Below are 23,284 nucleotides of genomic sequence, written 5' to 3'. Positions count from 1 at the left end.
AGAAAGAAAGGGCGCATTGTCTCGCACTCCCTTGTTATCACTCGGTTGGCAGCGCGCTGCCGTACCAGATCGTTGCAGTAATGGCGTCGGTATAAGTGCCGGTCGGGACATTCTGTCCCGAAGAGACGACAGCATGGATCGTGTGTGCTTCCTCGCTGCCGGTTGCCGACTCTACGGACTTGGTGGTGGCGTCGTCGTCGCCCCACACAGTCGTGTAGCTATTGTCCTGATAGAGCTGATAAGAAACAGTGTCTCCATCGAGATTGGTCAGAACGCGAGCGCCTGTATTGCCGGACGTTCCTCCGCTTAAACCGATTTCGAATGGAGAGTCGTTCGTGCATTCCACAGACAGGTCGGCGGTTGCAGTAATCTGGGTATCCACGATACCGGTTGAAGGGAAGGTGATGTCGCTTGCGGAAAGAGTGCACTCAGCCGTAATCGTCAGGCTGACGCCGAACTCGGCTGTTGCTGTTTGCGCCAATACCGGCGATGCGAAAAGAAATGTGACGACGCTCGTTATAGGAAAAATATGCTTCATGATTTTTTGCCTTTTATGCTCAATTAATTTTGGATCGACGGCCATATTGTGAAAATTGCGGGAAGCCGTGAATATATGCGCTTCCGTCTTGATCTCGTGTATTCGTCTCGCGGTGCTCCTTCCTCGAACGATGAACCCGGATGCGTTGGATCCATACGCGCACGCGGCAAGAAGCCGGACGCGGGGCGGATTAAAACCTGGAGTGAGTGCTGGGTGTATGCTGCTGACTTCGGTGCGAACGATTGGTCCGCGAGACAAGGTGCGGTGTTGTGAACGCCTTGTTCGTTGGCTCTATTTCTGTAAACGCGATGCCGAACAAAAGGCGCCTGTAACCAGGTGGAAGTCATTAAATGTATTCCGTATTTTCTGTAACAACTCTCCAAATTTGAAATCTGATAAATCTGGTCGCCGGACCTGTGTTTGCCCGACTCCCTGCGAAAACGGCCTTCGTATGCCAAGAATGCATCCGTCCGTCAAGCACAATCTATAATAGAATTCAGGATGCGTTCACTACCTAATTTTGGTGGCAAGTGTGGCTCATCTCGAAAATATCGGAGTTTACCGGGAACGCAGAACAAAAAATGAACATTTCTGGTGCATTCCGGCGCGTTTCATGCTAGAAAACGGGCGCGAAGTCTGCGCGACCGGGCGCCTGAAGCCTGAAAACGCGGATTCCCGAAACAAAGCCAGATCGAGGTAACGCCGAAAACCGGCGAAAAACCGGAATCCCGAAACGAACCCAGATTTACCGAAACAAACCCAATTTCTGGAAATATATAAATAAAACAATATCTTATGGAACTATCAGGGTTCCAGCGCCGTGTTCTGTCATGATTTCCAGCAGCACGGCGTGACGTGTTTTACCGTTGAGAATGACCACGCCCTCGACGCCCGCCTCGATCGCCTGGATGCAGGTTTCGACTTTCGGGATCATCCCGCCGGAAATGGTTCCGTCGGCGATCAGGGCGCGCGCCTCGCCGACCGAGAGTTCCTTAAAGAGGTTTCCGTTCCGGTCGAGCACGCCCGGAACGTCGGTCAGGAACAGGAGGCGCGAGGCCGACAACGCCCCGGCGATGGCGCCGGCGAAGGTATCGGCGTTGATGTTGTAGGTATGGCCGTCGCGTCCAGGCGCCACCGGCGCGATCACCGGGATCATCTCGGACTTTGCGAGCAGATCGAGAAGCGTGCGGTCGACCTCGACGACTTCGCCGACGAAACCGAGATCGAGGATCCTCTCGATGTTGGAATCCGGATCGATCATGGTCTTGTGCGCCTTCTTGGCGAAGACCATGTTGCCGTCCTTGCCGCACAGGCCAATGGCCCATTCGCCCTCGGCGTTGATCATCGCGACGATTTCCTTGTTGATGGAGCCGGCGAGCACCATCTCGACGATCTCGACCGTCTTCTCGTCGGTGACGCGCAGTCCGCCCTCGAATTTCGATTCGATGCCCATCTTGTTGAGCATCGCGCCGATCTGCGGTCCGCCGCCATGAACAACGATCGGGTTGATGCCCGACTGCTTGAGCAGCGCCACGTCGCGGGCGAAGGCCTGACCGAGCGTGTCGTCGCCCATGGCGTTGCCGCCGTATTTCACGACAATGGTGCGGTTTTCATACTGCTGCATGTAAGGCAGCGCCTCGGCGAGGAATTCCGCCTGCAGTTCAGCCTTGCCGCCCTTGTCTGTCGTGATGTCGGTCATGAAGTATCCCCTTTGATTTGCGGTGTTGTAGCGGCATTGCAGGCGAGGGGCAATTGCCTCTTCCCGGGCGAAAACACATGCCACTCGCGAAAAGTTCATGGGAACGTCATCACGATTTTTATTATGTTTGGTTCGAGAAAGAAGGAGACGGAACAATGATCAATCGTCGATCACTCCTGTCAGGCGCGGCCGTCGCCGCAGTGGGCGCCTTTGCTGCGGCAAGACACATGTCGGGCCCCGCGCAGGCGAGCGAGGAATTCGAAGTCACCCATACGGACGCGGAATGGAAGGCCATGCTCACCGACGAGCAATACGCGGTCCTGCGCCATGAAGCGACGGAACGCGCCTTCACCAGCCCGCTGTTGAATGAAAAGCGCGCCGGCACCTTCAATTGCGCCGGATGCGATCTCCCGCTTTATGCGTCGGAAACCAAATTCAAGAGCGGCACCGGCTGGCCGAGCTTCTACGAGGCGTTGCCCGGCGCGGTCGGCACGAAGACGGACCGCAGTTTCTTCATGACGCGCACTGAAGTGCACTGTAGCCGCTGCGGTGGCCATCTCGGCCATGTGTTCGACGACGGTCCGCCGCCGACCGGCAAGCGTCACTGCATCAACGGGGTTGCGCTGACCTTCGAGCCGAAAGCGACCCAGTCGGGCTGACGCTCCGGCTTCAGACCGACATCACGTATGTCGGGCTTGCCCAGGCGCGGTGACCGTCTTCCTGTTGCACGCGAACGTAAAGGCGCCGCTCGGCGCCTTTCGGCAACGTAATCAGACGTTCGATATCGAGGCGTGTTTCGCTCATCGTCTCGGGCAGGGCATAGAGGCGCATGCCGCTGCCCAGACCGCCCGCGTCGATCCGGATTTCGCTTCCGTCCCAGCCGCCAAGATCAAGGTCGGCGTTACAGAACGATGTCCGCACCTTGACGTGTCCGGTGGCCGCCTTGTCGAGCCAGAGATCGATCGCGCCATAATTGCCCGTCGTCACCGCGGACCATGTCAGGCCGCTTGGCGACTGGTCTGAAATTCCCCGATCGAGATTCCAGTTGTTGAGCAATTGCGCCTTCTCGATGGTGTTTCCATCGAGCGTGATCTCGCCGTTCCATAGCATCGCTCGCGAGCGGCCGCGCGAGGCTGCGCCCTCGTAGACAATGCGAAGGCGGCGGGACGGCTTGTCTATCGTCCAGGGACGGATCGTCTCGAGGCATTCCAGGCCGTCAAACAGATCAATCCGCTCGAGAGGAGCAGAGCCGGTCAGGTTCACGACGTAGCGCAGATTTTCCTGATCGGTCTCGACGATCGCGCCCATCAGCGCAACATTTGTCGCGCCAACGCTTTGCGCTCCGCCGCCCGGGTCACCGTCGAAATAGCGCACTGGCGTGGCGAACTGCGCTTCGGTGTTCAGAAAAATTCGCGCGCCCGTTGTTCCGTAATGCCGGCGTTTTTTCATCGCGTCGAAGATCGCGAGACGGCTGGTTTCTGACGTCAGGAAGCAGGTGAGGCCGCCCATCGAGCCGAAGAACGAGGCGCCGGGATAACACGCGCCGGGCCTTCCCTTGTGGCCGTCGGAGTTGGCGACGATGCCGACGCGGTAGCCCTGCCTGAAGGCGTCCTCAACGATCCATTCGAACGTGCCCCAGGAGGAATGCACCTCAACGGCTGTTTCCAGCCGCGCGTCGTGGGAATGAACGATATCGGCGTATCGCCCGCCGACATGGGCCGCCACCACGCACTTGTCCGGATCGAGCCGCCCAAAGAGGTCTTTCGCCGTCCAGGCGTCGTCCGGTTCGGTCCTCAGGCTTTCGATCTGTGCGTGAGAGGACCGGAAAATCGGCTCGCCCTCGTTCAGATAATGGACGTTCCTGTCGCCGCCGACGGCGGTGTTGGCAGACCACTCATAGCCGGGAAAGCACACGAACCTGCCCGGTTCGTCGAAGGCCCGCGTCGTCTCGTTCAGCTCCGCCCAGAATTCGTCGGTGATCTGGAAATCGTTGCCCTGATGGCCGATGACGTCGAGGAAGGCGAGATCACGGCCGAAGGCGAAATATTCCGCCGCGTCGTTGGTGCCCAGCGTCTCGTTGGATTGCCCGTGCGTGTCGCCCCAGGCGTGCAGGAAATCCGGATCGGCTTCGGCGCGGACGGGATTGGTCCGGAACGCCGCATCGTGGCCTTCGACCTCGATTTCCAGCGCATGCTCGCCGGGCGAAGCAAGGCAGAGCCCTTCGACGCGCAGCGAGCGCTCGCCAGGGCTGGCCTCGACGCTCGCTGGCAATCCGTCGAATGCAGCGCTCGGCTTGATGGCAAAACGCACCCCGTCGAGACGGGACGGATTTCTCCATCTGTCCTCGCCCTTCAGGCCAAGCGCGAATGGTTCGCCTGTCTTGACCAGCGTCGGCAGCACCGCCTTCCAGTGGACAGGAGGCCCGGAAACGATGGACACTTTCGGACTTTCGGGAAGCGCCACGTAGTCATAGGTTGCGATGGCGTCGACGAAGACCCGGAACTCGAACTCGCTTTCACAGTAGGTTTGCATCCGGATGCCGGGAGATCCGTGGCGCCGGTCTCCGAACCGGATGGTGATCGTGTCGCCGGGCGACAGATAGTCGCCGCTGACGCCTACATAAAGCGAGCGGCTCCACGGCCGGATATTGCGCTTGAACTCCCATTTGAGCTGCAGCGGCGCGCCGTTGGACGCCTCGGCTGTCGTGAAGCCCGCCGCGGCCGGATCGTCGAACTGCACCTGTCCCATATCGGTTGCGAACCGGAAGCCGATCTTGATCGAGCCGGTGTCGTCGACGCCAAAGGTCCCGCACCGATAGGTGAGGACAAGTTCCTGCATCGAACCCGCAACGATCTCCGCCGGCGCCTCTAGTTCGGCTGTGCCCATAAGGTCGGGGCGATAGGTCGAGTAGGGCATATTCCGTGACTCCTGGCGCCCGGCGAGCGCATGCTTTGGATGCAGACCAGAGTGAAACGGTCGTTCCCCTCAGGTCCGGTGGTTTGATTGGCCGTGACGTCGCCATTACGGCAAGTCGGGCACAATGTTCAATATCGATGTCCAGTCTTCGCCGCCCTGCCCCGCGTCGACAGCGAAATCATAGACGTCGAGCGCGGCGGCGCCTGTCGTCAGCTTGACGCCGGCGCCCTCGGCTGTTTTCAGTCCCAGCACCAGATCCTTGCGCGCCAGCGCGATCATGAAACCGGGCGTGACGTCGCCCTTGAGAACCTTGTCCGGGTAGGTCGTGTTAATATGTCCCCGACCGGCGGCCGTACCCCGTAAAACCTCCAGCGCGGTCGCCGTCTCGATGCCGCAGGACGCGGCGAGGGTCAACGTCTCGGCGGTGACGAGGTTGGTCACCGTTGTCATGTAATTGTTGACGAGCTTCATGCGGATGCCGGAGCCGGCTGTTCCACAATGTACGATCGTATCTCCCATGCACTCGAACAGCGGCCGGGCGCGTTCAAGCTGCTCGCTGTCGGATCCGACAATGATCAACAGTTTGCCCGTCCGCGCTTCGCTGGCGGTCCGTCCGACCGGAGCGTCGATCATGGTGACGCCTCTCGCCGCCAGCGCTTCGCGAATTGCGTCGGACTGGGTGGGAAGGATCGTGCTCATGTCGATATGCAATGCGCCCGGCGCCATCGCCGCGGCCGTGCCGCCTGCGCCCAGCATGACCTCCTCGACCACCGGCCCGTCGGGCAGCATGGTGATCACGAACTCCGCATCCTCCGCCGCTTCTGCCGCCGAGGCGCAGACTTTTGCCCCTTCCTGTCCGAACGCTGCGACCTGACCCTCGTCCCTGTCGTAGCCGGCCACGACATGGCCTTTCCCGAGCAGGTTGAGGGCCATGTGGAAGCCCATATTGCCCAGTCCGATGAAACCTATGCGCGCCATTCTACCTGCCTGTCATGTAGTGATAGCCCCAGGTGCTGATTGTGGGGAAAAGGATGATAACGAGTGCGTAGAGGAGAAGCACCGCGATCAAAGGAATGAGTTCCTTCGAAATCTCCTCGATGGACAGTTTGGCGATCGCCGAGGCGACGAAGACGTTGACGCCAAGCGGCGGCGTGAGGAAACCGATCTCCATCATCACGACGAGCAGGATGCCGAATTGCACAGGATCTGCTCCGGCTGCCTTCAGCACCGGCAACAGCACCGGAGTGAGCAGGATGATCGTGCTCAAACCCTCCATGAAGGTGCCGGCGATGATCAGCAGACCGCCGACCATCAACAACAGCAGCGTCGGGTTCGACGTCAGTTCGCCGATGCCTTGCCCGAGCAGAACCGGAACCTGATACATGGTCAGCAATTTGCCGAACGCCATGGCCGGTCCCATCGTGATCAGGATCGCGCCGGTCAGCTTGCCCGTCGTCACCATCGCCTCGAAGATGTCGGAAGGCTTCAGCGTGCGTCCGGCAAAGCCGAGGATCATGGTGTAGAGCACCGCGACCATCGAGGCCTCGGTGGGCGTCGCCATGCCGGTGTAGATCACGCCCAGCACGATGATCGGCATCAGAAGCGCCCAGATGGCGCCCTTGAAGGCGATGAAGAACTTCGGAAGGGTCAGCTTTTCGCCGCTGCCTCTGAGACCCCGTATCCTGCCGGTTATGTAGCAATAGGCCGACAGCACGGCGACCAGAAGCAGGCCAGGCACGGCCCCGGAGACGAAGAGGTGCGGAATGGAAAGATCCGCGACCACGCCGTAGATGATCATCGGATTGGACGGGGGGATCAGCACGCCCAGCGTGCCGCCGGCCGCCGTCACGGCTGCTGCATAGGCCGGCGGATAACCTGCCTTGACCATGGCCGAAATCATGATGCCGCCGATCGCCGCCGTCGTCGCCGGGCCGGAGCCGGAAATCGAGGCGAAGAGCCCGCAGGCGACAACCGTCACGACGCCGAGACCGCCCGGAATGTTGCCGACCGAGAGGAAGACGAGGCGGATCAGCTTGTCGGTGATCTTGGAGCGGATCATCAGGTCGCCGGCGAGCACGAAGCCCGGAATGGCGATCAGCGGAAAAAGCTCCGTGCCGGTATAGAGCGTCTGGGCGATATAGATGAGCGGGATCGGGCTGAAATAGAGCCCCGCCACCGTGGCGATGCCGAGCGAGTAGCCGATCGGAACGCCGATAAGCAGACAGAGGCCCAGCATGGAAAAGATGATGGCCGATAGGGTGGCTGCGTCGATGCCCATGGCGTTGTTTCCTGCTCCTCTGCGGCCGCGGCTAGACGGCGGCGGCCTTCTCGGTGTCGTTGAAATGCTCTCCGCGGATGTAGCGTTGAACGACGCGCCAGCTGGTGAGCAGGAAGGAGAGAGGTATGATCAGGTAGACGATCCACATGGGAATGCCGAGCGCCAGGCTGTTTTCGGTCCGCGTCGTCGTGATGCGAACGAGTTCGTAGCCCTGATAGACGACGAAGAGGTTGAACAGCACCCAGACGATGTCCGCCAGCAGAAAGCGCCAGGGCTTCAACCGCTCAGGCAAGCGCGAAAACTGGGCCGATACGCGGAAATGGGCGCCGTCGCGCGCCGCAAGGGCCGCGCCGAAATAGATCAGCCAGATGAAAGAGAAGATCGATGCTTCTTCGGAAATGTAGGTGAATCTTGTCAGCGCGGGTATCGTGACGAAATATCTGACGAAGGCCGAGTAGACGAGGCCGCATACCAGGATCGTCATCAGTCCGACGATCATGAATTCTTCAAGTTTGCGATCGATCAGGGTCAGAATTTTCTTCATCGCCGCCTCTGTTTTTCAGTTGGAAGTTACGGTTCGGACATCAGCCGTCCAGCGGCCGCGACCTTTCGGCCGCGACCGTGGCGCGCCCTAGTTTCCGGCCGCCATGACGTTGTCGACCAGTTCCGAGCCGATTTCGGCCTTGTACTTGTCGACCACCGGCTTGACCGCGTCCATGAAGGGCTGACGGTCTTCGACGATGTTGACCTCGACGCCCTTTTCCTTCAGCCGCTCCATGCCGTCGACATGCGACTTGGCCGATACCCAGCGCTGGTACTGTCCGGCTTCGCTGCCGGCGCGCAGGATGATGGCCTGTTCTTCTTCGGTCAGGCTGTTGAAGATGTCGTCGTTCATGATCATGATCACGACGCCGAAGAACGGGTCGACATAGGAATAGTACTTCAGGAAGTCGAAGAACTTGGCGTCGATCATGTTCTGCGGCGGACCTTCGAGACCGTCGGCAACGCCCTGCTGCAGAGCGCCGTAGAGATCGCCCCAGTCAATAGCGGTCGGGTTGGCGCCGAGCGCCTGGTAGGCGTCGACCATGATGTCGTTCTTCGGCACGCGGAACTTGATGCCTGCAAAGTCGGCCGGCGTGGTGATCGGCCGAACATTGTTCATCGGCGCGCGGTTGCCGTATTCGAAGACCGAGATGACGCGAACGCCGGAGGCTTCGCGGTACTCCTCGAATAATTCCTCGCCGATCGGTCCCTCAACGACCGCGTCAACATGGAACCGATCCTTGAAAAGGAAGGGCAGGACGAACACGTCCATCGGCTTGTACCACATGGATGCGTTCTGGGTCGGCACGGCGGTCATGTCGATCACGCCCAGCTGCACGTCCTTGGCCACGGCCTGTTCGCCGCCAAGCTGGGCGGCGGGATAGACGTCAACCTTCATGGCGCCGCGCGAGTAGACTTCCACCAGCTCCGCGAACCGATTGGCTCCCAGATCGTAGGGCGATCCCGGCGCATTGCCGTGGGCCAGCCTGAATGTCTTTTGCGGTGTCTGTACGTAGTCGTCGGCGTGGGCGCTTGCGACACCGGCGACCGCGATCGCTATCGCCGCTGCGACTGCTGCAATCCTTCCAGTCATATTTGGTTCTCCGCTCTTGTATTGGCCCCCGCCCAACGCAGGGGATGTTGAAAATTAACAGCGTTATACCTTCAGAAGTCAATAGCTATATAGCTATATTAGATTTAATTTCTGGCGCGTGATTATAATTTGTGCAAAGAGACTGGAATCGAGGAGGAAACTGGTGAGATGAACAAGTTGATGACAGGCGAACCACGTGAAACCGGCCCGGAACGCAAATGGGATGCGGCCGGGCGATTGATCGTCAACGCCTATCTGACGTCTTCCGAAGACGGCGTGCCGGTGTATCTCAGACTGAAGAAATGCCTGTCGAAACTGATCGTAAACAGCGAATTGTCCATCGATACGCAATTGCCGCCCGAACAATGGCTGGCCCGCGCGCTCAATGTGAGCCTGGGAACCGTGCAGAAATCATTGAACGCATTGCGGCTGGATGGCTATATCGAGCGTCACCAGGGGCACGGAACCTATGTTTCAGCACCGCGCCGGCGCATGACGGAGCTCTGGCACTACCGGTTCTTCGATCCGCAGACCGGCGATTTCGCCCCGGTGTTTTCAAAGCTGATCGGTCGCCGCACCGTGATGAGCGACGCGGCGGCAGCCATCCTCGGACCGGATCAGCTGGGCTTCGTGGAGATCGAGCGCCGAATCGACGTGGCGGGAGAATTCGCCTGTTTCAGCCGAATGTATCTTGGCGCCACCCACTTCAGCGCTCTTATGAAGATCGAGCCTTCGGTGTTCGACAACGTCAATCTCAAGCAAATCTTTTCGTCACAGTTCGATCGGCCCACCCTCAAGGTGACCCAGCGCGTTTCACTGACGGAGCCGGAGCACTCGGTTCAGTCGATCATCGGTGTTTCACCGGGGAATCAATGCATGGTTCTCACATTGATCGCCCAGTCACATGACGGAGCCTATTCCTTTCAGGAGGCTTTTATTCCGAAATCACGCTTCCTGCTGGACATGTCGCTCAGTGGCGAAGGGTCCGGCGGTTAGAGTTCGGCGTCTGAGCCTGGAGGTTTCTTGTCGAGTTCCGGCCTCAGCGAGCGCCAGATCGACAACGCCGCGAAATAAACGGTCGACAGGATCCACAGCCAGAAGATGACCGAAGAGGCGTCCGGTATCTTCGATCCTTCCGGCGGAATAAGCACCAGCCGAAGCGTTGTCGCCGCCCAAAGCACAGTCACCGGCACCGTCACGCTTCGCCATTCGGTGACGCGGAACGGGTGAACATATTTCAGCGGAATGAAAGTCAGAATGCACAGTATGACAATCACAACCAGATTGGTCGTCGGACTGGTCTGGAGAATGTGAAAATAGAGAACGACGACATTCCACAGCGCCGGGAAGCCTGAAAAATAGTAGTCTGATGTTTTGATAGCCGTATTGGCGAAAGTATAGAGCGATACGGCCATGATCGCGGCAGCCGATATGGTCGCCCAGCCGTCCGGAACGAGGCCGAACCAGTAGACCATCATGGCCGGAACGGCGACGTAGTTGAAATAGTCGATTACATTGTCGAGGGTTGTGCCGTCGAATTGAGGCGTGACGTCGCGCACATGCAGCTTTCGCGCGATTGTCCCGTCGATGCCGTCAACGAACAGCGCCAGACCCAGCCACATGAAGACCGCGGTCTTGTCGTTGTTGAGGATCGCGACCAGAGCCAGGAAACCCAGCACAATGCCGGACGCCGTCAGCGCATGCACGGCCCAGGCCATCGCCACTTGTTGAGGCTCGTGCTTGCCGTCTCCTGTCATGAATCCATTCTCCCATGCGCCGCCATGTGCGGGCCATCGAGACAGTTAATTGATAATGTCGCAGCTTATCAAGCTCTTGCGGCAAAGAGGATAGCGTCTCGCAGCTCCTCCAGGCCCGCCGCCTTCTCCGAGGAGGTGGCGAGAACCTGTGGAAAGGCGGCTGGTCGTTTCGCCAGCTTGGCTGTGGTTTCCCCAATCAGGCGGGGAAGTCCGGCGGCCTTGATCTTGTCGGTCTTTGTCAGCACGATCTGGTAGGAGACAGCCGCCTTGTCCATCAGATCGAACACGTCTTCGTCGTTCTTCTTGATTCCGTGGCGCGCGTCGATCAGCACGAAAGCGCGTTTCAGCGTTGCTCTGCCGCGCAGATAATCGAAGACGAGACGCGTCCATTGGTCGACTTGAGATTTCGGCGCCTTGGCGAAGCCGTATCCCGGCATGTCGACCAGCGCAATCGGAGGCAGATCGCCGGATTCTCCGGAGTATCCGTCCGGAACGAAATAGTTCAGTTCTTGCGTGCGACCCGGCGTGTTGGACGTGCGCGCCAGGCCCTTCTGCCGGACGAGGGCGTTGATCAGCGATGATTTGCCAACATTGGAGCGCCCGGCGAAGGCCACTTCAGGCGGGCCCTCCGGCGGCAGGAATTTCATCGCCGGCACGCCCCGGATGAAGGTCCAGGGGCGCGAAAACGGCGATTTTTCCGAGGTGTCGGCGTTGTGGTCCATCGCAGGATCAGACCGCTATTCCGCAGCCTTCGGTTTTCGCCGGAAAAGCCCCGTCAGGTTGCTCCACAGCGGAATATCCACGCCCTGCCGTTTCATGATCACGCCCTGTTGCAGGATCGTCAGCGTGTTGTTCCAGGCCCAGTAGATAACGAGGCCGGCCGGGAAGGTGGCGAGCATGAACGTGAACACCACAGGCATCCAGTTGAATATCATCGCCTGGGTCGGATCAGGAGGCGTCGGGTTCATGCGCATCTGCAGGAACATGGTGAAGCCCATGATCAGCGGCCAGATCCCGATCATCAGCATCGCAGGCGGATCGAAGGGTAGCAGGCCGAACAGGTTGAACACGGAGGTCGGGTCCGGAGCGGAAAGGTCCTGAATCCATCCGAAGAACGGCGCGTGGCGCATCTCGATAGTGATGTAGAGCACCTTGTAGAGCGCAAAGAACACCGGAATCTGCAGAAGCATCGGCCAGCAGCCGGCGACCGGATTGATCTTTTCCTTGCGGTAGAGCTCCATCATGGCTTTTTGCATGCCCTGACGGTCGTCTCCGAATTTCTGCTTGAGTTCCTCGATCTTCGGCTGGAACTTCTTCATCGCCGCCATCGACTTGTAGGACTTGTTGGCGAGCGGGAAGAAGATGAGCTTGACGAGGACGGTCGTCAGCAGGATCGAGATGCCGAAATTTCCGAACATCTTGTAGAAGTAGTCGAGCACGAAGAACATCGGCTTGGTCAGGAAGAAGAACCAGCCCCAGTCGATCATCAGGTCGAAATGGACGATGTTGTAGGCTTCCTGGTAACTGTCGATGACGGGAACTTCCTTTGCGCCGGCAAACAGCAATTGCTTCGTGGATTGCGTTGCTCCAGGCTGGATCGTAAGGGGATCCGAAAGGAAATCCGCCTGGTAGCGCACGCCGCCGTCGTCACGATAGGTGAAACGTGACTGAAATTCCCTGCCCTGGGCCGGGACCATCGCGGTCGCCCAGTATTTGTCAGCGAAACCGAGCCAGCCGGTCGCCGCCTTCGAAGGCGTGATTGTGCTGGCCTCCGCGACGTCGTCATAGTCGATTTCCTGAAGACCGTCTTCGCCGATATATCCTTTCAGACCCTCGTGCAGAATCCAGATACCCGTAAGGTCCGGCTTCTCGAACCGCGTCACGCGCCCATATGGCGACACCGAAACGGCCGTATCGCCCGCATTGGCGACGCTGTCTTCGATCGTGAACAGGTAGTGCTCGTCGACGGCGATCGTGCGAGTGAATTCTACGCCCTTGTCATTGACCCAGGTAAGCACAACGGGAGAATCCGGTGAGAGCGTTACGCTTTCGGTTGACCAAATCGTGTCAGGACCGGGAACAGATCCGCTCGTCTCGTTACCGACGAAGCCGAACTCGGCGATATACCCGTTGTCCAGATTGGCTGGAGACAGAAGTTCGATGATCGGGCTCGATGGATCGACCGTGAGATGATAGTTTTTCAGCTTCAGGTCGTCGAAGCGCGCGCCCTTCAGGTTGATCGAGCCGGTGAGATCCGGGGTGTCAATGTTCACGCGTTCATTCTGCGAAAGCGAGGCGTCCCGCGATATCGTCGCTCCGCCTGACGGACTTTCGGTGCCGGGAACGCTGCCCTGGGACGTTGCGGCGGGAAGACCGGACTGATTCTGCCCTTCGGCCGCCGGCGTGTTCGCCTGCATTTCGGCTTGCTGTTGTTGAGCCGCACGCTCCTGCTCAATGCGAGGCTGAACGAAAAAAAACTGCCAGCCGATCAGAATCGCCAGCGAAAGGACGATCGCTACGATGTAATTGCGGTTGTTTTCCATTAGGCGTTCCTGTGTCCGGGCTGCCTCTGGCCGCCGCGCGTGTCTTTCGGTCTGCTGCTGCGTGCAATTCGCTGGCAGAGCGATTCAGTCAACGCGCCGAACGGCGCATCGAGCGCGTCCCTTCGCGCTACCACCACATAGTCATGGCCGGGCTTCATATCAAACGCCGCGGACAGACGAACGGCTTCCCTGAGCCTGCGCCTGATCCGGTTGCGTTCCACGGCGTTTCCCTGGCGTTTGGTCACCGTGTAGCCAATACGGGCCGCCTCGTCCGGCCTTTCCCGGTCGAGCACTTCCAGCACGAAAAAGGGACCCTTTCGTCGATCGCCCTTGCGAACGGCAAGAAAGTCGGATCGTTTCTTCAATCGTCCGAGTTCTGGCGGTTGCCTGTGCGGCGACATGGACCCTTCTTTGGCCTTTGGCTGAGTGGACCAGGCAGGGTTCGAGCTTACGCCGACAGGCGCTTGCGCCCACGAGCTCGGCGATTTGCGAGAACCTTGCGGCCTCCCTTTGTTGCGAGGCGGGCGCGGAATCCGTGCCGGCGCTTGCGCACGAGTTTCGAGGGTTGATAGGTACGCTTTGTCATTTATTTCAATACCGCGGTGTGCGGCCCTTCTTGGGTCTGTTAAGAACAGTAGCGTTGCGATTGTGTCCGGACCGGTCGTTGCGCGCAAAATCACGCCGCCGGAATGTTTGAACCCGAACGTGCGCGGCTTATACGCACTCGACACAGGCGAGTCAATTGCGCAGGATTGCCGCATGATTGCCGGTCGCCGCCGCGCTTCACGCCATCGTGAGCCCGTCGGACGCCGCGATCACGCAGACGTTTTGCAATCGGCGAAGGATGTCACTGGCCCGGTCGACAGGGAACCCCTAGATTCGAGTTCAGGGTGGACGCCGCTAGGGTCAGACATCGGAGTACAGGATTGGAAATGACGGTGACGGAGCATGATGGCGAATTGGACGGAAAGACGGAGAATCGCTCCGGGTTCCGGCTTGTCGCGCGTCGGTTCATCCCGGTTCTGATGATATTGGGAGGATTGCTGCTGGGCTATATGCTCGGCCTGCACCGTTTTTTGTCGCTTGAGGCGATCGTCGAAAATCGCGAATATCTGAAATCCTATGTTGGCGACCATGTCTACATGGCTTCCCTCATCTATTTCATTGTCTATACCGCGGCGGTCGCATTCGCTTTTCCGGCTGCATCCCTCCTGACGATCCTGGGCGGGTTCCTGTTTGGATGGTTTTGGGGGGGTGTTTTGACCGCTGTCGCCGCAACCATTGGCGCGACTGTTCTTTTTCTTGCGGCGAAGTCGGCGCTGGGCGACGTTTTGAAGAAAAAAGCCGGTCCGGCGGTAAGCCGCGCCGCAGACAATTTTCAGGAGGATGCTTTCGGATACCTCCTCGTGCTGCGCCTTGCGCCAATCTTTCCTTTTTTTGCGATCAATATTGCTCCGGCCTTTTTCAACGTAGGCCTGCGCACCTATGTGCTGGCGACGCTGATTGGCATTCTGCCCGGGACTTTCGCCTACGCCTATCTCGGCGAGGGTCTCGACAGCGTCATCGTCTCGGCCGCCGCGGCCGGCGAGACCCTGTCCCTGTCCGACATCGTGACGCCTGAACTGACCATCGCCTTCTTCGCTTTGGCCGTTATTGCCGCTATACCGCTTGCGGTGAAGAAGTACTGGCGCAGGAGCGGCGGGTCATCCTGACGCCGTCAGCCAATCGCTTTCATGGTAGCCGAGGATTGTTCGATGACCGAGATACTCCGTCCTGACATCTGTGTCATCGGCGCTGGTTCGGGCGGACTGACCGTAGCCGCCGCCGCCGCTGCTTTCGGTGTCGAAGTTGTGCTGATCGAGGCGGGCAAGATGGGAGGCGACTGCCTGAATTATGGCTGCGTTCCCTCCAAGGCGCTGATCGCTGCGGCCAAACACGCCCACGCGATCGAATCGGCGCCGGCCTACGGGGTAAAGGCGGGCGAGGCGACTATCGACTTCAGGCAAGTTCGCGCTCACATTGAAAGAGCAATCTCGGCCATTGCGCCGAATGATTCCGAAGAACGCTTCACAGCGCTCGGCGTCAAGGTCATCCGCGCCCACGGCCGGTTTGCCGGTCCCGATACGGTGGTTGCTGCTAATTTTGAAATCCGCGCGCGCCGCTTCGTCGTGGCGACAGGTTCGAAGCCGGCAATTCCGCCTATACCCGGACTTGAGGACGTCGACTATCTCACGAACGAGACGATTTTCGATAGAACAGCGCCGATGCGTCGGCTCGTCATCATTGGCGGTGGACCGATCGGCCTTGAGCTGGCCCAGGCCTATCATCGCCTGGGGTCGCAGGTCACGGTGCTGGAAGCGGCCAGAGCGCTCAGCAAGGAAGACCCCGAGTTGGGCGCCGTCGTGCTCGACAGGATGCGCGCAGAGGGCGTGGCGATTGTCGAGGGCGCAACGGTGTCTGAAGTCAAGAAGCGTGGGAGAAGCGGCGTCCGGCTCGCCGTGGAGACCAGCGAGGGACCCCGCACAATTGAAGGCAGCCATCTTCTTGTCGCCACCGGCCGGGCGGCGAGTGTCGACGATCTCGGGCTTGATGAAGCAGGCGTGCGATATGATGCAAAAGGAATTAAGGTCGGGCGGAACCTCAAGACATCAAACCGCCGCGTTTTCGCGATCGGAGACGTCGCCGGCGGCCTGCAGTTCACCCATGTCGCAAGCTATCACGCCAGTCTCGTCATCAAACAGATCCTGTTCAGGACACCGGCGCGGGAAGACGCAACGATCATCCCGCGCGTAACCTTCACCGATCCGGAACTTGCCCATGTCGGCCTTACGGAGGATCAGGCGCGGGCGCAGAACAAGACGATCCGGTTGCTGCGCTGGCCCTATGCGGAGAACGACCGCGCCCAGGCGGAAGGCCTGACCGACGGGCATATCAAGCTCATCGTCGATTCCCGTAGTCGCATCGTCGGCGTTTCGATCGTTGGCGCCGGCGCGGGCGAGATGATCAATCTCTGGACGCTGGCCGTCAGCCGCAAAATGAAACTTGGTGACGGCCGGGACTACGTTCCTCCTTATCCCACCATGAGCGAGATTGGACGGCGGGCGATCGTGGCAAGCTATCTGCCGCTTACGCGCAAACCGCTGGTGCGCAGAATCATCCGTTTATTACGCCGCTTTGGCTAGCTGGTTTCGTCGTTTGCCGAAAAGGTCTATACCGCTGTAAGTATTGAACGAACAGCTTCAGTCATGAACATGCAACGACAAGAATTCAGCGGTGAGAAGCAAGTCCGCGGAGCAGGCAGTGGCGAGAAACCACGTCACAGCCTCTCCAGCAAGCTGCTGCTGCTGACGATTCTCTTTGTCATGATCGCCGAAGTTCTGATCTTCGTGCCGTCTGTGGCCAATACACGGTTGCGCTGGCTCGAGGACCGGTTGCGCACGGCGGCGGCGGCCAGCATCGTTATCGAAGGATGGGAGAATATGGATCTGCCGCGGCCGATCCAGGACGACGCCTTGATGGCGACCGGCACCAAGTCAATCGCCCTCAAAACCGGCGGCATGTCCCGGCTTATCGCCAGTTCCGACATGCCTGCCGAGGTCGATCAGCAATACGATCTTGCCGAAACCGGTCCTCTGACGGCGATCGGGGACGCCTTCGCAACGCTGTTTTCGGGTGAGGATCGTATTATCCGGGTTTATGGTCCGGTGAGCGGAACCGACATGGTCATCGATGTGGTGATGGAAGAGGCGCCGCTGCGTCGCGCAATGCTCATCTATGGCCGCAATGTCCTGGCGCTGTCGCTGATAATTTCCTTCATGACGGCGGGACTGGTGTTTGTCGCCATCAACACGATGATGATTCGCCCCATTCGGCGCATGACGGCAAGCATGGAGGCGTTTTCCCGCGAGCCGGACAATCCGGCCAGGATCATCCAACCCAGCCGGTCTGGCGACGAATTGGGAATTGCCGAAAAGCATCTTGCCGGCATGCAGGAAACCCTGCAGCAAACGCTGAAAGAACAGCAGCATCTGGCCAATCTTGGTCTGGCTGTCTCCAAGATCAATCATGACATGCGCAATATTCTGGCTTCGGCGCAACTGATATCGGACCGACTGACGGAAGTTGACGATCCGGTGGTCAAGCGCTTTTCGCCGAAGCTGCTGCGCGCGATTGATCGCGCCGTCTCCTATACGCGCGATGTTCTCGATTATGGTCGGGCGCGCGAGGCTGACCCGAACAAGCGGCTGGTGCGCCTTGATATGCTGGTTTCCGACGTGCGCGATCTGCTGATCATCGATCCCGAAATCGCCGGCGACAAGGCGCATGACGACAGCGTTGCTGTGGAGTTCGTAAACGATGTCGAGAATGGTTTCGAGATCGTCGCCGACAGCGAACAGCTGTTTCGTGTCGTCCACAACATCTGCCGCAATGCGCTCGAGGCGCTGAAAGCGTCGAACAGCAGCGATCCATCGGTCATTCGCCGTATCACGGTTTCGGCGAGCCGCGAGGGATGCAACGCGATCATCGACATCGACGATACCGGGCCGGGCATGCCGGCAAAGGCGCTTGAAAATCTGTTCAAGGCGTTTCACGGATCGGCGCGCGCCGGTGGAACAGGACTTGGCCTTGCGATTTCCGACGAGTTGGTGCGCGCGCATGGAGGCGCAATTCGGCTCGTTGACAAACCGGAGCCCGGAACCCTGTTCCGCATCACCCTCCCCGATCAGCCGGTTGGAGGCGCTTCCCACCTTTCCGCCGCGCCGGGCGGCGCAGCGGGCAAAGCCGACTTATCCCCGTAGAACGGAAGTTCTGCGCGTGTGGAGCGAGCAATTTTTTAGACTGGCGGTGCTTGCATTCCCGTCACGAAAGGATTAGGTAGCCGTCTCGCGGTCGGTAAACCGTCCTGCGACGCGCGCTCGTAGCTCAGCTGGATAGAGCACCAGACTACGAATCTGGGGGTCGGGAGTTCGAATCTTCCCGAGCGCGCCATTAAAATCAAGCGCTTAGCTTCCATACTGTTAGCCTGATGCGGTCTGTGTCAGCACTATGTCAGCTATCGAATGGGAATTAGATCTTTCGGGATTATGCTTCCAAGTACGACATTGGTTTATTGGATCGGCACCTTCGGATGGATTTGTGTGATTGTTCTTCTGTAGGTCACGCGCATCGCAGGTCTGGCCCCAAGCGGAACTTGGGCATATCTGCAATACTACGACGTGGCCAGTCATACCGAACATTAGCCTTAGAGTCTGTTCAAGAACGCTGGTAGCGGGCGAGCCTCTTGTCATGAGCTTTATCATTGCGGTCTGGATGAAGGCGAGGCTTGTCGTTGAGAACCGCTCGAAATCCTTCGCCAAGCGGCGGTTTATTCCAAGCCATGCAAGTGTGCGCTCAAAGATCCAGCGTTTTGGCGGCACCTCAAAATCGGCCTGATTGCGTTTGACTATCTCTTTAGGTCTCGGGTTTGCGGCCTGGACTTGGTCCCTGGTAGCCGCCATCGCCGCAGAATGTCTCGATAAAGGGAAAGCGGCTTGTGAGCTTGTCGAAGACGAGGGCTGCTCCGTCGCGATCCTGAATGCCCGCCGAGTGGACCTCCGCCTTGAGAAGCATGCCTAACGTGTCGACCAGAATGTGGCGCTTGCGGCCCTTGATCTTCTTGCCCGCATCATAATCGATATCACTGTGGGCGTCCGGGCCGTTCTACATCGACTGGCTATCGATAATGGCAAATGACGGTTGGTCTTCGCGGCCCTCCAGTTGCCGCGTCCTGCGGTAAAGCGCGTCATGAGTACGCCGCCACGTCCCGTCCCGGCAGAACCGTTTGAAATAGTTATGGACCGTGCATTTCGGTGGGCAATCGTGCGGCAGCAACGCCCATTGGCATCCCGATTGCAGCAGGTAGAAGATGGCGTCCATTACGGAGCGCGGTGACGTCTTGCGCCTGCGACCCCGCTGCGGCTGGGGCGGCATCAAGGACTCGACCATGCTCCATCCCCGGTCAGTGAGGTCACTTGCAAAACGCAGCCCGCTTCTGTCATGGTGACGGCGGGTGAAGGGTGTCAAGGCCTTTCGATTTCTCCGTATTTGTCGCAAAATACAAAGAATCTGATTGCCGTCCTTCACTCAACCCCCGATGCCTAACCGGCCATTCTTGGACAGACACTTAGGCACAAACTAAAAGCTGTTGCAGATGATTGAAAAGCTGACTTTTAGGACATTCCCTGGCGATGCGCTCTTGTTTCAAAAGGATGGTGAGCGGTCGTGCGCAGGGTGACCACGAATGTCCGAATTGGGGCCTGAAGCGAACTGGCAGGCATCCGGGTCCATGAAGTTAAGACAGACATTCTGACTTTCACATTGCTTCATGATCAAGACAGATCTTGATTGGAAGATAACCACTCCATTTCCTTGCGTAAGCATCCATGCTGGTTTTTCTGCTCCTCGTTTTGTCACAGCGTCCAGGCCCGATGCTGTCCTTCGCCGTCATGCAGGCCAGATAAGATGAGACCGCGACAAAGCGTTTGCCTTCGGACGGAGTCGTTTCATCGATCGTCCACCAATGTTTCCCGCCCTGAAAGGATCCGGATCGCATTTCCAAAGCTGGCAGCCGCTTTGTTGCGAGCGCCGGGAAATCAACGGGTAGCCACTTGTTCTCGCCGCAGCCCTCAGCCATAGAACAACCAATACTTGTATCAGCGTATTGCAGCCAAGCCAGAAGGCCTCACAATTCTTTGGCGCTGATTGCATTTAATTGATTGTAAAATAACAAGTAACACAAAAATCACAAGAAATTTGAGATTCAATCTGAGCGCGCTTGACGGAAATGCTAAAACTGGAACATTGTTCCAATGGATTCATTTGGAGGAGTTCGATGACATACAAAATGCGATGGACGGCCGTGGGTGCAGGGCTGATTGGATTGGTCGGAATTGTACCCGTTCATGCCGAGAATCTCATCTATGGAAGCTACTTGCCGCCTGAACATCTGATTCTTGAACACGGCATACAGCCGATAGCGAAAGAGATAGGCGAGGATCTTGAATTCGAGATTGTGCCTGGAGGCCAATTGTTTAGTGCCGCTACGGCTTTTCGTGGTATCGGAAGTGGCGTGGCCGATGCAGGCGGTATCGTCAACGCCTACAGCCGCTCACCCCTCAAACATGCTGTGATTCCGACAGACCTGTCTTTCATAGCTCGCAATCCCATAGCTGCAGACGGGGCGGCGCACGAAACCTATTTCCTCAATTGCCCCGAATGTCTCGAGGATTTCAAGAAATCGAACACAGTTTTCCTTGCCGGTTCCACCGCGGGGGGCTACTCCTTGATGTGCAACACTCCGGTGGAAAATCTCGCCGATGTTTCAGGCAAGAAGATCCGGACCGCAGGAGCGATGGGCCGTCTGGCTCAGGCCATGGGCGGTACGCCCGTAAGCATGTCGACCAGCGATATGGTAGAGGGTATTTCCCGTGGCCAGATCGACTGCATCATGGGCCCCATGGCATGGCTCAACTCCTATCCAATCGAGGATATTGTTGAATCCGTCTACAATTTCGGCATCGGTGCGTTCAACAGCATCGGTGTACTGCTGTTGAACCGTGACGTCTGGGATGGGTTGTCCGATGCCCAACAGCAAGCTTTATGGGCGGCGTCACCCGGAATCGTAGCCCGTACGACAATCAAGGGTTATATGGGTGAATATCTGGAAGCACTGAATGCTGCAGAACAGAACGGAATCACCGTTTTGGTTGGTGGTGACGAGATCGATGAGTTCGCGGTAACGCATGCTGAATCCGAGGCGGTGGCAGTCGCCGAAGAGGCGCGCAAAATCGGAGTTGATAATCCCGAACCGATCATAGATGCCTTCATCAAGAATCTGCGCAAATGGCAGAAACTGACGGAAGAAGCCGGTATTGCGGATGTGGTGCCGTCGCCTGAACTGACACAGGCAGAACTCGATCGGGCACTGCCAATCTATGAGCAACTGCTTCGGGAAAATGTTTACGACAAAGTAGATCCGAGCAAGCTCTGACTCCTTCCGCGAAGGCGACCGGCGTTGCCTTCGCCTTTTCCCTTTGCCGGAATATCATGATGATCCGAATTCTCAATGTGACGATGGCTATGATTGCCGGGGCATGTCTATTGCTCATGATGGTCCAGATCGTCGTAGATGTCACTGCGCGACTGTTTCTGGGAGCGCCGATCGGCGGAACCATGGAGACGGTTTCGGTCTATTACATGGTGGCTATTACCTTCCTGCCACTGGTTCTTGTGCAGTCATATGAACGCCATCTCGCTGTCGACTTGTTCACCCAGAACATGAGTGGGCGTACTCGTCATATTCTCGATATCTCGACGCGCGCTTTTGCACTCGTATTTGCTCTCTGGCTGCTCAAGGCCAGCATCGATGAAGCGCTTTACAGCCACGAGATCAAGGAAATGATCGAAACGGCGGCAAGCGTAATGCCCGTTTGGCCAAGCCGTTTCACGGTCGTCGTCGGCATCGCCGCCATGGTCATCGTCCTGGCAGTTCAAATTATCCGCCTTGTTTTGGGCCGCTCTGCCGCTGTCCTGCAGGAAGAAGAGCAATAGGTGTCAATGTGGAACTGTCCGGTCTCGATATAGGCTTGCTTTCGCTCGTCGTACTATTGGTCCTTCTTGCTTTGCGTGTGCCGATCGGTTTTGCGCTGATAGGGGTCTCTGCAGTCGGAATCGCTCTTATTCGCAATCTTGGGGTGGCGACCAGCCAGCTGAAGACAGAGCCATTCGACTTTGCGTCCCACTGGTCATTTTCAGCAATACCCATGTTCATCCTGATGGGAGCGCTGGTTCACCACTCGGGTATCGCGGCAAGCATATTCAACGCCGCGCGAATGTGGACGGGAAATGTGCCCGGCGGCCTCGCGGTTTCCGCGAATTTCGCCTGCGCGGGATTCTCAGCCGCCTCCGGTTCGAGCCTTGCGACCGCCGCAGCGATGGGAAGGATCGCTATCCCAGAAATGAAGGCGGCTGGTTACGATATGCGTCTGGCGACCGGGGTTGTGGCGAGTGCAGGAACACTCGGAGTGATGATCCCGCCATCGATCACGTTCATACTATACGGGATATTCGCAGAGGTTTCGGTCAGCAAGCTGTTCGTTGCCGGCATCTTGCCGGGACTCCTGACGGCGTTAGTTTACGCTGCGATGATCATGATCCGGTGCCGGATCAATCCAGAGATCGCGCCTCCACTGCGTCAGTCGGCCGGTTGGTTGCAGCGGTTCCGCGCGCTCAGTGACGTATGGCCCTTGCTGGTACTGATTCTCGCGATCGTCGGCGGGATGTATTCCGGCCTAGTAACCGCGACGGAAGCCGGCGCCCTGGGAGCATTCGTTGCAATGATTCTCGTTTTTCTAAAGGGTAAGCTCACCATTGACACATTGAAGGCGAGTATCCTGGAAACCATCATCACGACCGCCAGTATCTTCTGGGTCGCGATCGGGGCTATCCTGCTGACGCGATTGCTCGCGATGAGCGGAGCGGGAACATTCCTTACCGATGCTATCGGCAACTGGTCGACCAGTGAAGCTCACCTGATCATCGCGGCCGCGGTGATATTCATCTTCTTGGGCATGTTTCTCGATCCGTTGGGGGTCATCCTGATCAGCCTGCCGATCTTGCTGCCGATGTTCAGGGCGTCCGGTGTCGATATGATTTGGTTCGGCGTTGTTGTCGTCAAGTTCATCGAAGTCGGGCTGCTGACCCCGCCGGTCGGCATGAATGTGTACGTCATCAAGAGTGTTACGGATGACGATGTAACTCTTCCGATCATATTCCGCGGCGTTGCCTGGTTTCTGTTGTGCGAAGTCATTGTCATCGGACTTCTGATCGGCTTTCCGGCCATCGCCACATTTCTGCCGAACCTGATGTAGGGGGAACTC

Annotated in this window: 21 protein-coding genes, 1 tRNA gene and 1 pseudogene; 9 read left to right on the top strand and 14 right to left on the bottom strand. The window is 58.3% G+C overall.

The genetic code is table 11. The annotated features are described in order from the left end of the window. Positions 1-37: 37 nt before the first annotated feature. Positions 38-583, bottom strand: coding sequence for a Csu type fimbrial protein (locus K1W69_RS11885; RefSeq protein WP_220228562.1), 546 nt, complete (start codon positions 581-583; stop codon positions 38-40). Between the two features lie 748 nt (positions 584-1,331). Beyond that, the gene (gene argB, locus K1W69_RS11880) at positions 1,332-2,237 is read right to left on the bottom strand and encodes an acetylglutamate kinase (RefSeq protein WP_220228561.1); all 906 of its coding nucleotides are present in this window, start codon (positions 2,235-2,237) and stop codon (positions 1,332-1,334) included. A gap of 155 nt (positions 2,238-2,392) precedes the next feature. On the opposite strand from argB, the gene msrB reads away from it, so the two are divergent. Then, positions 2,393-2,896 carry a peptide-methionine (R)-S-oxide reductase MsrB gene (msrB, locus tag K1W69_RS11875; RefSeq protein ID WP_220228560.1) on the top strand — a complete coding sequence of 168 codons (504 nt, stop codon included), beginning with the start codon at positions 2,393-2,395 and terminating at the stop codon, positions 2,894-2,896. A 10-nt stretch (positions 2,897-2,906) separates the two neighbouring features. Here msrB and K1W69_RS11870 read toward each other — a convergent pair whose 3' ends face one another. The 5 genes from K1W69_RS11870 to K1W69_RS11850 all read right to left on the bottom strand — a co-directional run bounded on the left by K1W69_RS11870 (position 2,907) and on the right by K1W69_RS11850 (position 9,067). Beyond that, positions 2,907-5,153, bottom strand: a complete 2,247-nt coding sequence (locus K1W69_RS11870; protein WP_220228559.1) for a DUF3604 domain-containing protein — start codon at positions 5,151-5,153, stop codon at positions 2,907-2,909. A 105-nt stretch (positions 5,154-5,258) separates the two neighbouring features. Beyond that, on the bottom strand, positions 5,259-6,131 hold the full coding sequence (locus tag K1W69_RS11865; protein ID WP_220228558.1) for an NAD(P)-binding domain-containing protein: 873 nt from the start codon (positions 6,129-6,131) through the stop codon (positions 5,259-5,261). Position 6,132: 1 nt separating this feature from the next. After that, positions 6,133-7,431 (bottom strand): TRAP transporter large permease, encoded by a 1,299-nt coding sequence (locus tag K1W69_RS11860; protein WP_220228557.1) that lies wholly within the window; start codon positions 7,429-7,431, stop codon positions 6,133-6,135. A gap of 31 nt (positions 7,432-7,462) precedes the next feature. Then, on the bottom strand, positions 7,463-7,975 hold the full coding sequence (locus tag K1W69_RS11855) for a TRAP transporter small permease (RefSeq protein WP_220228556.1): 513 nt from the start codon (positions 7,973-7,975) through the stop codon (positions 7,463-7,465). An 87-nt stretch (positions 7,976-8,062) separates the two neighbouring features. Continuing rightward, positions 8,063-9,067 carry a TRAP transporter substrate-binding protein gene (locus K1W69_RS11850; RefSeq protein ID WP_220228555.1) on the bottom strand — a complete coding sequence of 335 codons (1,005 nt, stop codon included), beginning with the start codon at positions 9,065-9,067 and terminating at the stop codon, positions 8,063-8,065. Positions 9,068-9,235: 168 nt separating this feature from the next. Here K1W69_RS11850 and K1W69_RS11845 point away from each other — a divergent pair, with 168 nt between their 5' ends. Next, positions 9,236-10,063 (top strand): GntR family transcriptional regulator, encoded by an 828-nt coding sequence (locus K1W69_RS11845; RefSeq protein ID WP_220228554.1) that lies wholly within the window; start codon positions 9,236-9,238, stop codon positions 10,061-10,063. On the opposite strand, the gene K1W69_RS11840 is transcribed toward K1W69_RS11845, so the two are convergent. The 5 genes from K1W69_RS11840 to rpmH form a co-directional block, all read right to left on the bottom strand. Then, positions 10,060-10,824 (bottom strand): CDP-alcohol phosphatidyltransferase family protein, encoded by a 765-nt coding sequence (locus K1W69_RS11840; protein ID WP_220228553.1) that lies wholly within the window; start codon positions 10,822-10,824, stop codon positions 10,060-10,062. The two genes, K1W69_RS11845 and K1W69_RS11840, sit on opposite strands and share 4 nt — an antisense overlap. A 68-nt stretch (positions 10,825-10,892) precedes the next feature. Then, on the bottom strand, positions 10,893-11,546 hold the full coding sequence (gene yihA, locus K1W69_RS11835) for a ribosome biogenesis GTP-binding protein YihA/YsxC (RefSeq protein WP_220228552.1): 654 nt from the start codon (positions 11,544-11,546) through the stop codon (positions 10,893-10,895). Positions 11,547-11,561: 15 nt separating this feature from the next. Continuing rightward, complete coding sequence (gene yidC / locus K1W69_RS11830) at positions 11,562-13,367, bottom strand: membrane protein insertase YidC (protein ID WP_220228551.1); 1,806 nt, start codon at positions 13,365-13,367, stop codon at positions 11,562-11,564. Continuing rightward, the gene (gene rnpA, locus K1W69_RS11825; RefSeq protein WP_220228550.1) at positions 13,367-13,768 is read right to left on the bottom strand and encodes a ribonuclease P protein component; all 402 of its coding nucleotides are present in this window, start codon (positions 13,766-13,768) and stop codon (positions 13,367-13,369) included. Before rnpA ends, yidC begins: the two co-directional genes overlap by 1 nt. 47 nt (positions 13,769-13,815) lie before the next feature. Continuing rightward, positions 13,816-13,953: a 50S ribosomal protein L34 gene (gene rpmH / locus K1W69_RS11820; protein ID WP_220228549.1), complete on the bottom strand. Its 138-nt coding sequence runs from the start codon at positions 13,951-13,953 to the stop codon at positions 13,816-13,818. Positions 13,954-14,299: 346 nt separating this feature from the next. Here rpmH and K1W69_RS11815 point away from each other — a divergent pair, with 346 nt between their 5' ends. From K1W69_RS11815 to K1W69_RS11800, 4 genes are all read left to right on the top strand, one after another. Continuing rightward, entirely contained in the window at positions 14,300-15,079 is a 780-nt protein-coding gene (locus K1W69_RS11815) for a TVP38/TMEM64 family protein (RefSeq protein WP_220228548.1), read from the top strand. A 42-nt stretch (positions 15,080-15,121) separates the two neighbouring features. Continuing rightward, positions 15,122-16,549 (top strand): dihydrolipoyl dehydrogenase family protein, encoded by a 1,428-nt coding sequence (locus K1W69_RS11810; RefSeq protein ID WP_220228547.1) that lies wholly within the window; start codon positions 15,122-15,124, stop codon positions 16,547-16,549. Between the two features lie 63 nt (positions 16,550-16,612). Next, entirely contained in the window at positions 16,613-18,166 is a 1,554-nt protein-coding gene (locus K1W69_RS11805; protein ID WP_370688235.1) for a sensor histidine kinase, read from the top strand. Between the two features lie 113 nt (positions 18,167-18,279). Then, a tRNA-Arg gene (locus K1W69_RS11800) sits at positions 18,280-18,356 on the top strand. 264 nt (positions 18,357-18,620) lie between these two features. Here the strand turns inward: K1W69_RS11800 and K1W69_RS11795 are convergent. Beyond that, positions 18,621-19,451 (bottom strand): annotated as a pseudogene (locus K1W69_RS11795) (IS5 family transposase). A gap of 268 nt (positions 19,452-19,719) precedes the next feature. After that, the gene (locus K1W69_RS11790; RefSeq protein WP_220228545.1) at positions 19,720-20,040 is read right to left on the bottom strand and encodes a hypothetical protein; all 321 of its coding nucleotides are present in this window, start codon (positions 20,038-20,040) and stop codon (positions 19,720-19,722) included. Positions 20,041-20,238: 198 nt separating this feature from the next. On the opposite strand from K1W69_RS11790, the gene K1W69_RS11785 reads away from it, so the two are divergent. The 3 genes from K1W69_RS11785 to K1W69_RS11775 are packed head-to-tail and all read left to right on the top strand — an operon-like array spanning position 20,239 to position 23,275. Continuing rightward, the gene (locus K1W69_RS11785; protein ID WP_220228544.1) at positions 20,239-21,396 is read left to right on the top strand and encodes a C4-dicarboxylate TRAP transporter substrate-binding protein; all 1,158 of its coding nucleotides are present in this window, start codon (positions 20,239-20,241) and stop codon (positions 21,394-21,396) included. Positions 21,397-21,455: 59 nt separating this feature from the next. Then, on the top strand, positions 21,456-21,956 hold the full coding sequence (locus K1W69_RS11780) for a TRAP transporter small permease (RefSeq protein WP_220228543.1): 501 nt from the start codon (positions 21,456-21,458) through the stop codon (positions 21,954-21,956). An 8-nt stretch (positions 21,957-21,964) separates the two neighbouring features. Then, positions 21,965-23,275 (top strand): TRAP transporter large permease, encoded by a 1,311-nt coding sequence (locus tag K1W69_RS11775; RefSeq protein WP_220228542.1) that lies wholly within the window; start codon positions 21,965-21,967, stop codon positions 23,273-23,275. Positions 23,276-23,284 lie beyond the last annotated feature (9 nt).

It is taken from the genome of Flavimaribacter sediminis (genome assembly GCF_019492055.1).
GTDB classification, from domain to species: Bacteria; Pseudomonadota; Alphaproteobacteria; order Rhizobiales; family Rhizobiaceae; genus Flavimaribacter; species Flavimaribacter sediminis.
Note: the sequence above shows the minus strand (reverse complement) of the source record. Positions and strands in the feature narration are given on the sequence as shown.

Bases quoted from the DNA above. Each gene is read 5' to 3' on its own strand.
- K1W69_RS11840 (WP_220228553.1), bottom strand. From the start codon at position 10,824: ATGACAGGAGACGGCAAGCACGAGCCTCAACAAGTGGCGATGGCCTGG.
- K1W69_RS11785 (WP_220228544.1), top strand. From the start codon at position 20,239: ATGACATACAAAATGCGATGGACGGCCGTGGGTGCAGGGCTGATTGGA.
- K1W69_RS11870 (WP_220228559.1), bottom strand. From the start codon at position 5,153: ATGCCCTACTCGACCTATCGCCCCGACCTTATGGGCACAGCCGAACTA.
- rpmH (WP_220228549.1), bottom strand. From the start codon at position 13,953: ATGACAAAGCGTACCTATCAACCCTCGAAACTCGTGCGCAAGCGCCGG.
- K1W69_RS11860 (WP_220228557.1), bottom strand. From the start codon at position 7,431: ATGGGCATCGACGCAGCCACCCTATCGGCCATCATCTTTTCCATGCTG.
- yidC (WP_220228551.1), bottom strand. From the start codon at position 13,367: ATGGAAAACAACCGCAATTACATCGTAGCGATCGTCCTTTCGCTGGCG.
- rnpA (WP_220228550.1), bottom strand. From the start codon at position 13,768: ATGTCGCCGCACAGGCAACCGCCAGAACTCGGACGATTGAAGAAACGA.
- argB (WP_220228561.1), bottom strand. From the start codon at position 2,237: ATGACCGACATCACGACAGACAAGGGCGGCAAGGCTGAACTGCAGGCG.
- K1W69_RS11855 (WP_220228556.1), bottom strand. From the start codon at position 7,975: ATGAAGAAAATTCTGACCCTGATCGATCGCAAACTTGAAGAATTCATG.
- msrB (WP_220228560.1), top strand. From the start codon at position 2,393: ATGATCAATCGTCGATCACTCCTGTCAGGCGCGGCCGTCGCCGCAGTG.
- K1W69_RS11850 (WP_220228555.1), bottom strand. From the start codon at position 9,067: ATGACTGGAAGGATTGCAGCAGTCGCAGCGGCGATAGCGATCGCGGTC.
- K1W69_RS11865 (WP_220228558.1), bottom strand. From the start codon at position 6,131: ATGGCGCGCATAGGTTTCATCGGACTGGGCAATATGGGCTTCCACATG.
- K1W69_RS11805 (WP_370688235.1), top strand. From the start codon at position 16,613: ATGAACATGCAACGACAAGAATTCAGCGGTGAGAAGCAAGTCCGCGGA.
- yihA (WP_220228552.1), bottom strand. From the start codon at position 11,546: ATGGACCACAACGCCGACACCTCGGAAAAATCGCCGTTTTCGCGCCCC.
- K1W69_RS11790 (WP_220228545.1), bottom strand. From the start codon at position 20,040: ATGGCTGAGGGCTGCGGCGAGAACAAGTGGCTACCCGTTGATTTCCCG.
- K1W69_RS11810 (WP_220228547.1), top strand. From the start codon at position 15,122: ATGACCGAGATACTCCGTCCTGACATCTGTGTCATCGGCGCTGGTTCG.
- K1W69_RS11815 (WP_220228548.1), top strand. From the start codon at position 14,300: ATGACGGTGACGGAGCATGATGGCGAATTGGACGGAAAGACGGAGAAT.
- K1W69_RS11780 (WP_220228543.1), top strand. From the start codon at position 21,456: ATGATCCGAATTCTCAATGTGACGATGGCTATGATTGCCGGGGCATGT.
- K1W69_RS11845 (WP_220228554.1), top strand. From the start codon at position 9,236: ATGAACAAGTTGATGACAGGCGAACCACGTGAAACCGGCCCGGAACGC.
- K1W69_RS11885 (WP_220228562.1), bottom strand. From the start codon at position 583: ATGGCCGTCGATCCAAAATTAATTGAGCATAAAAGGCAAAAAATCATG.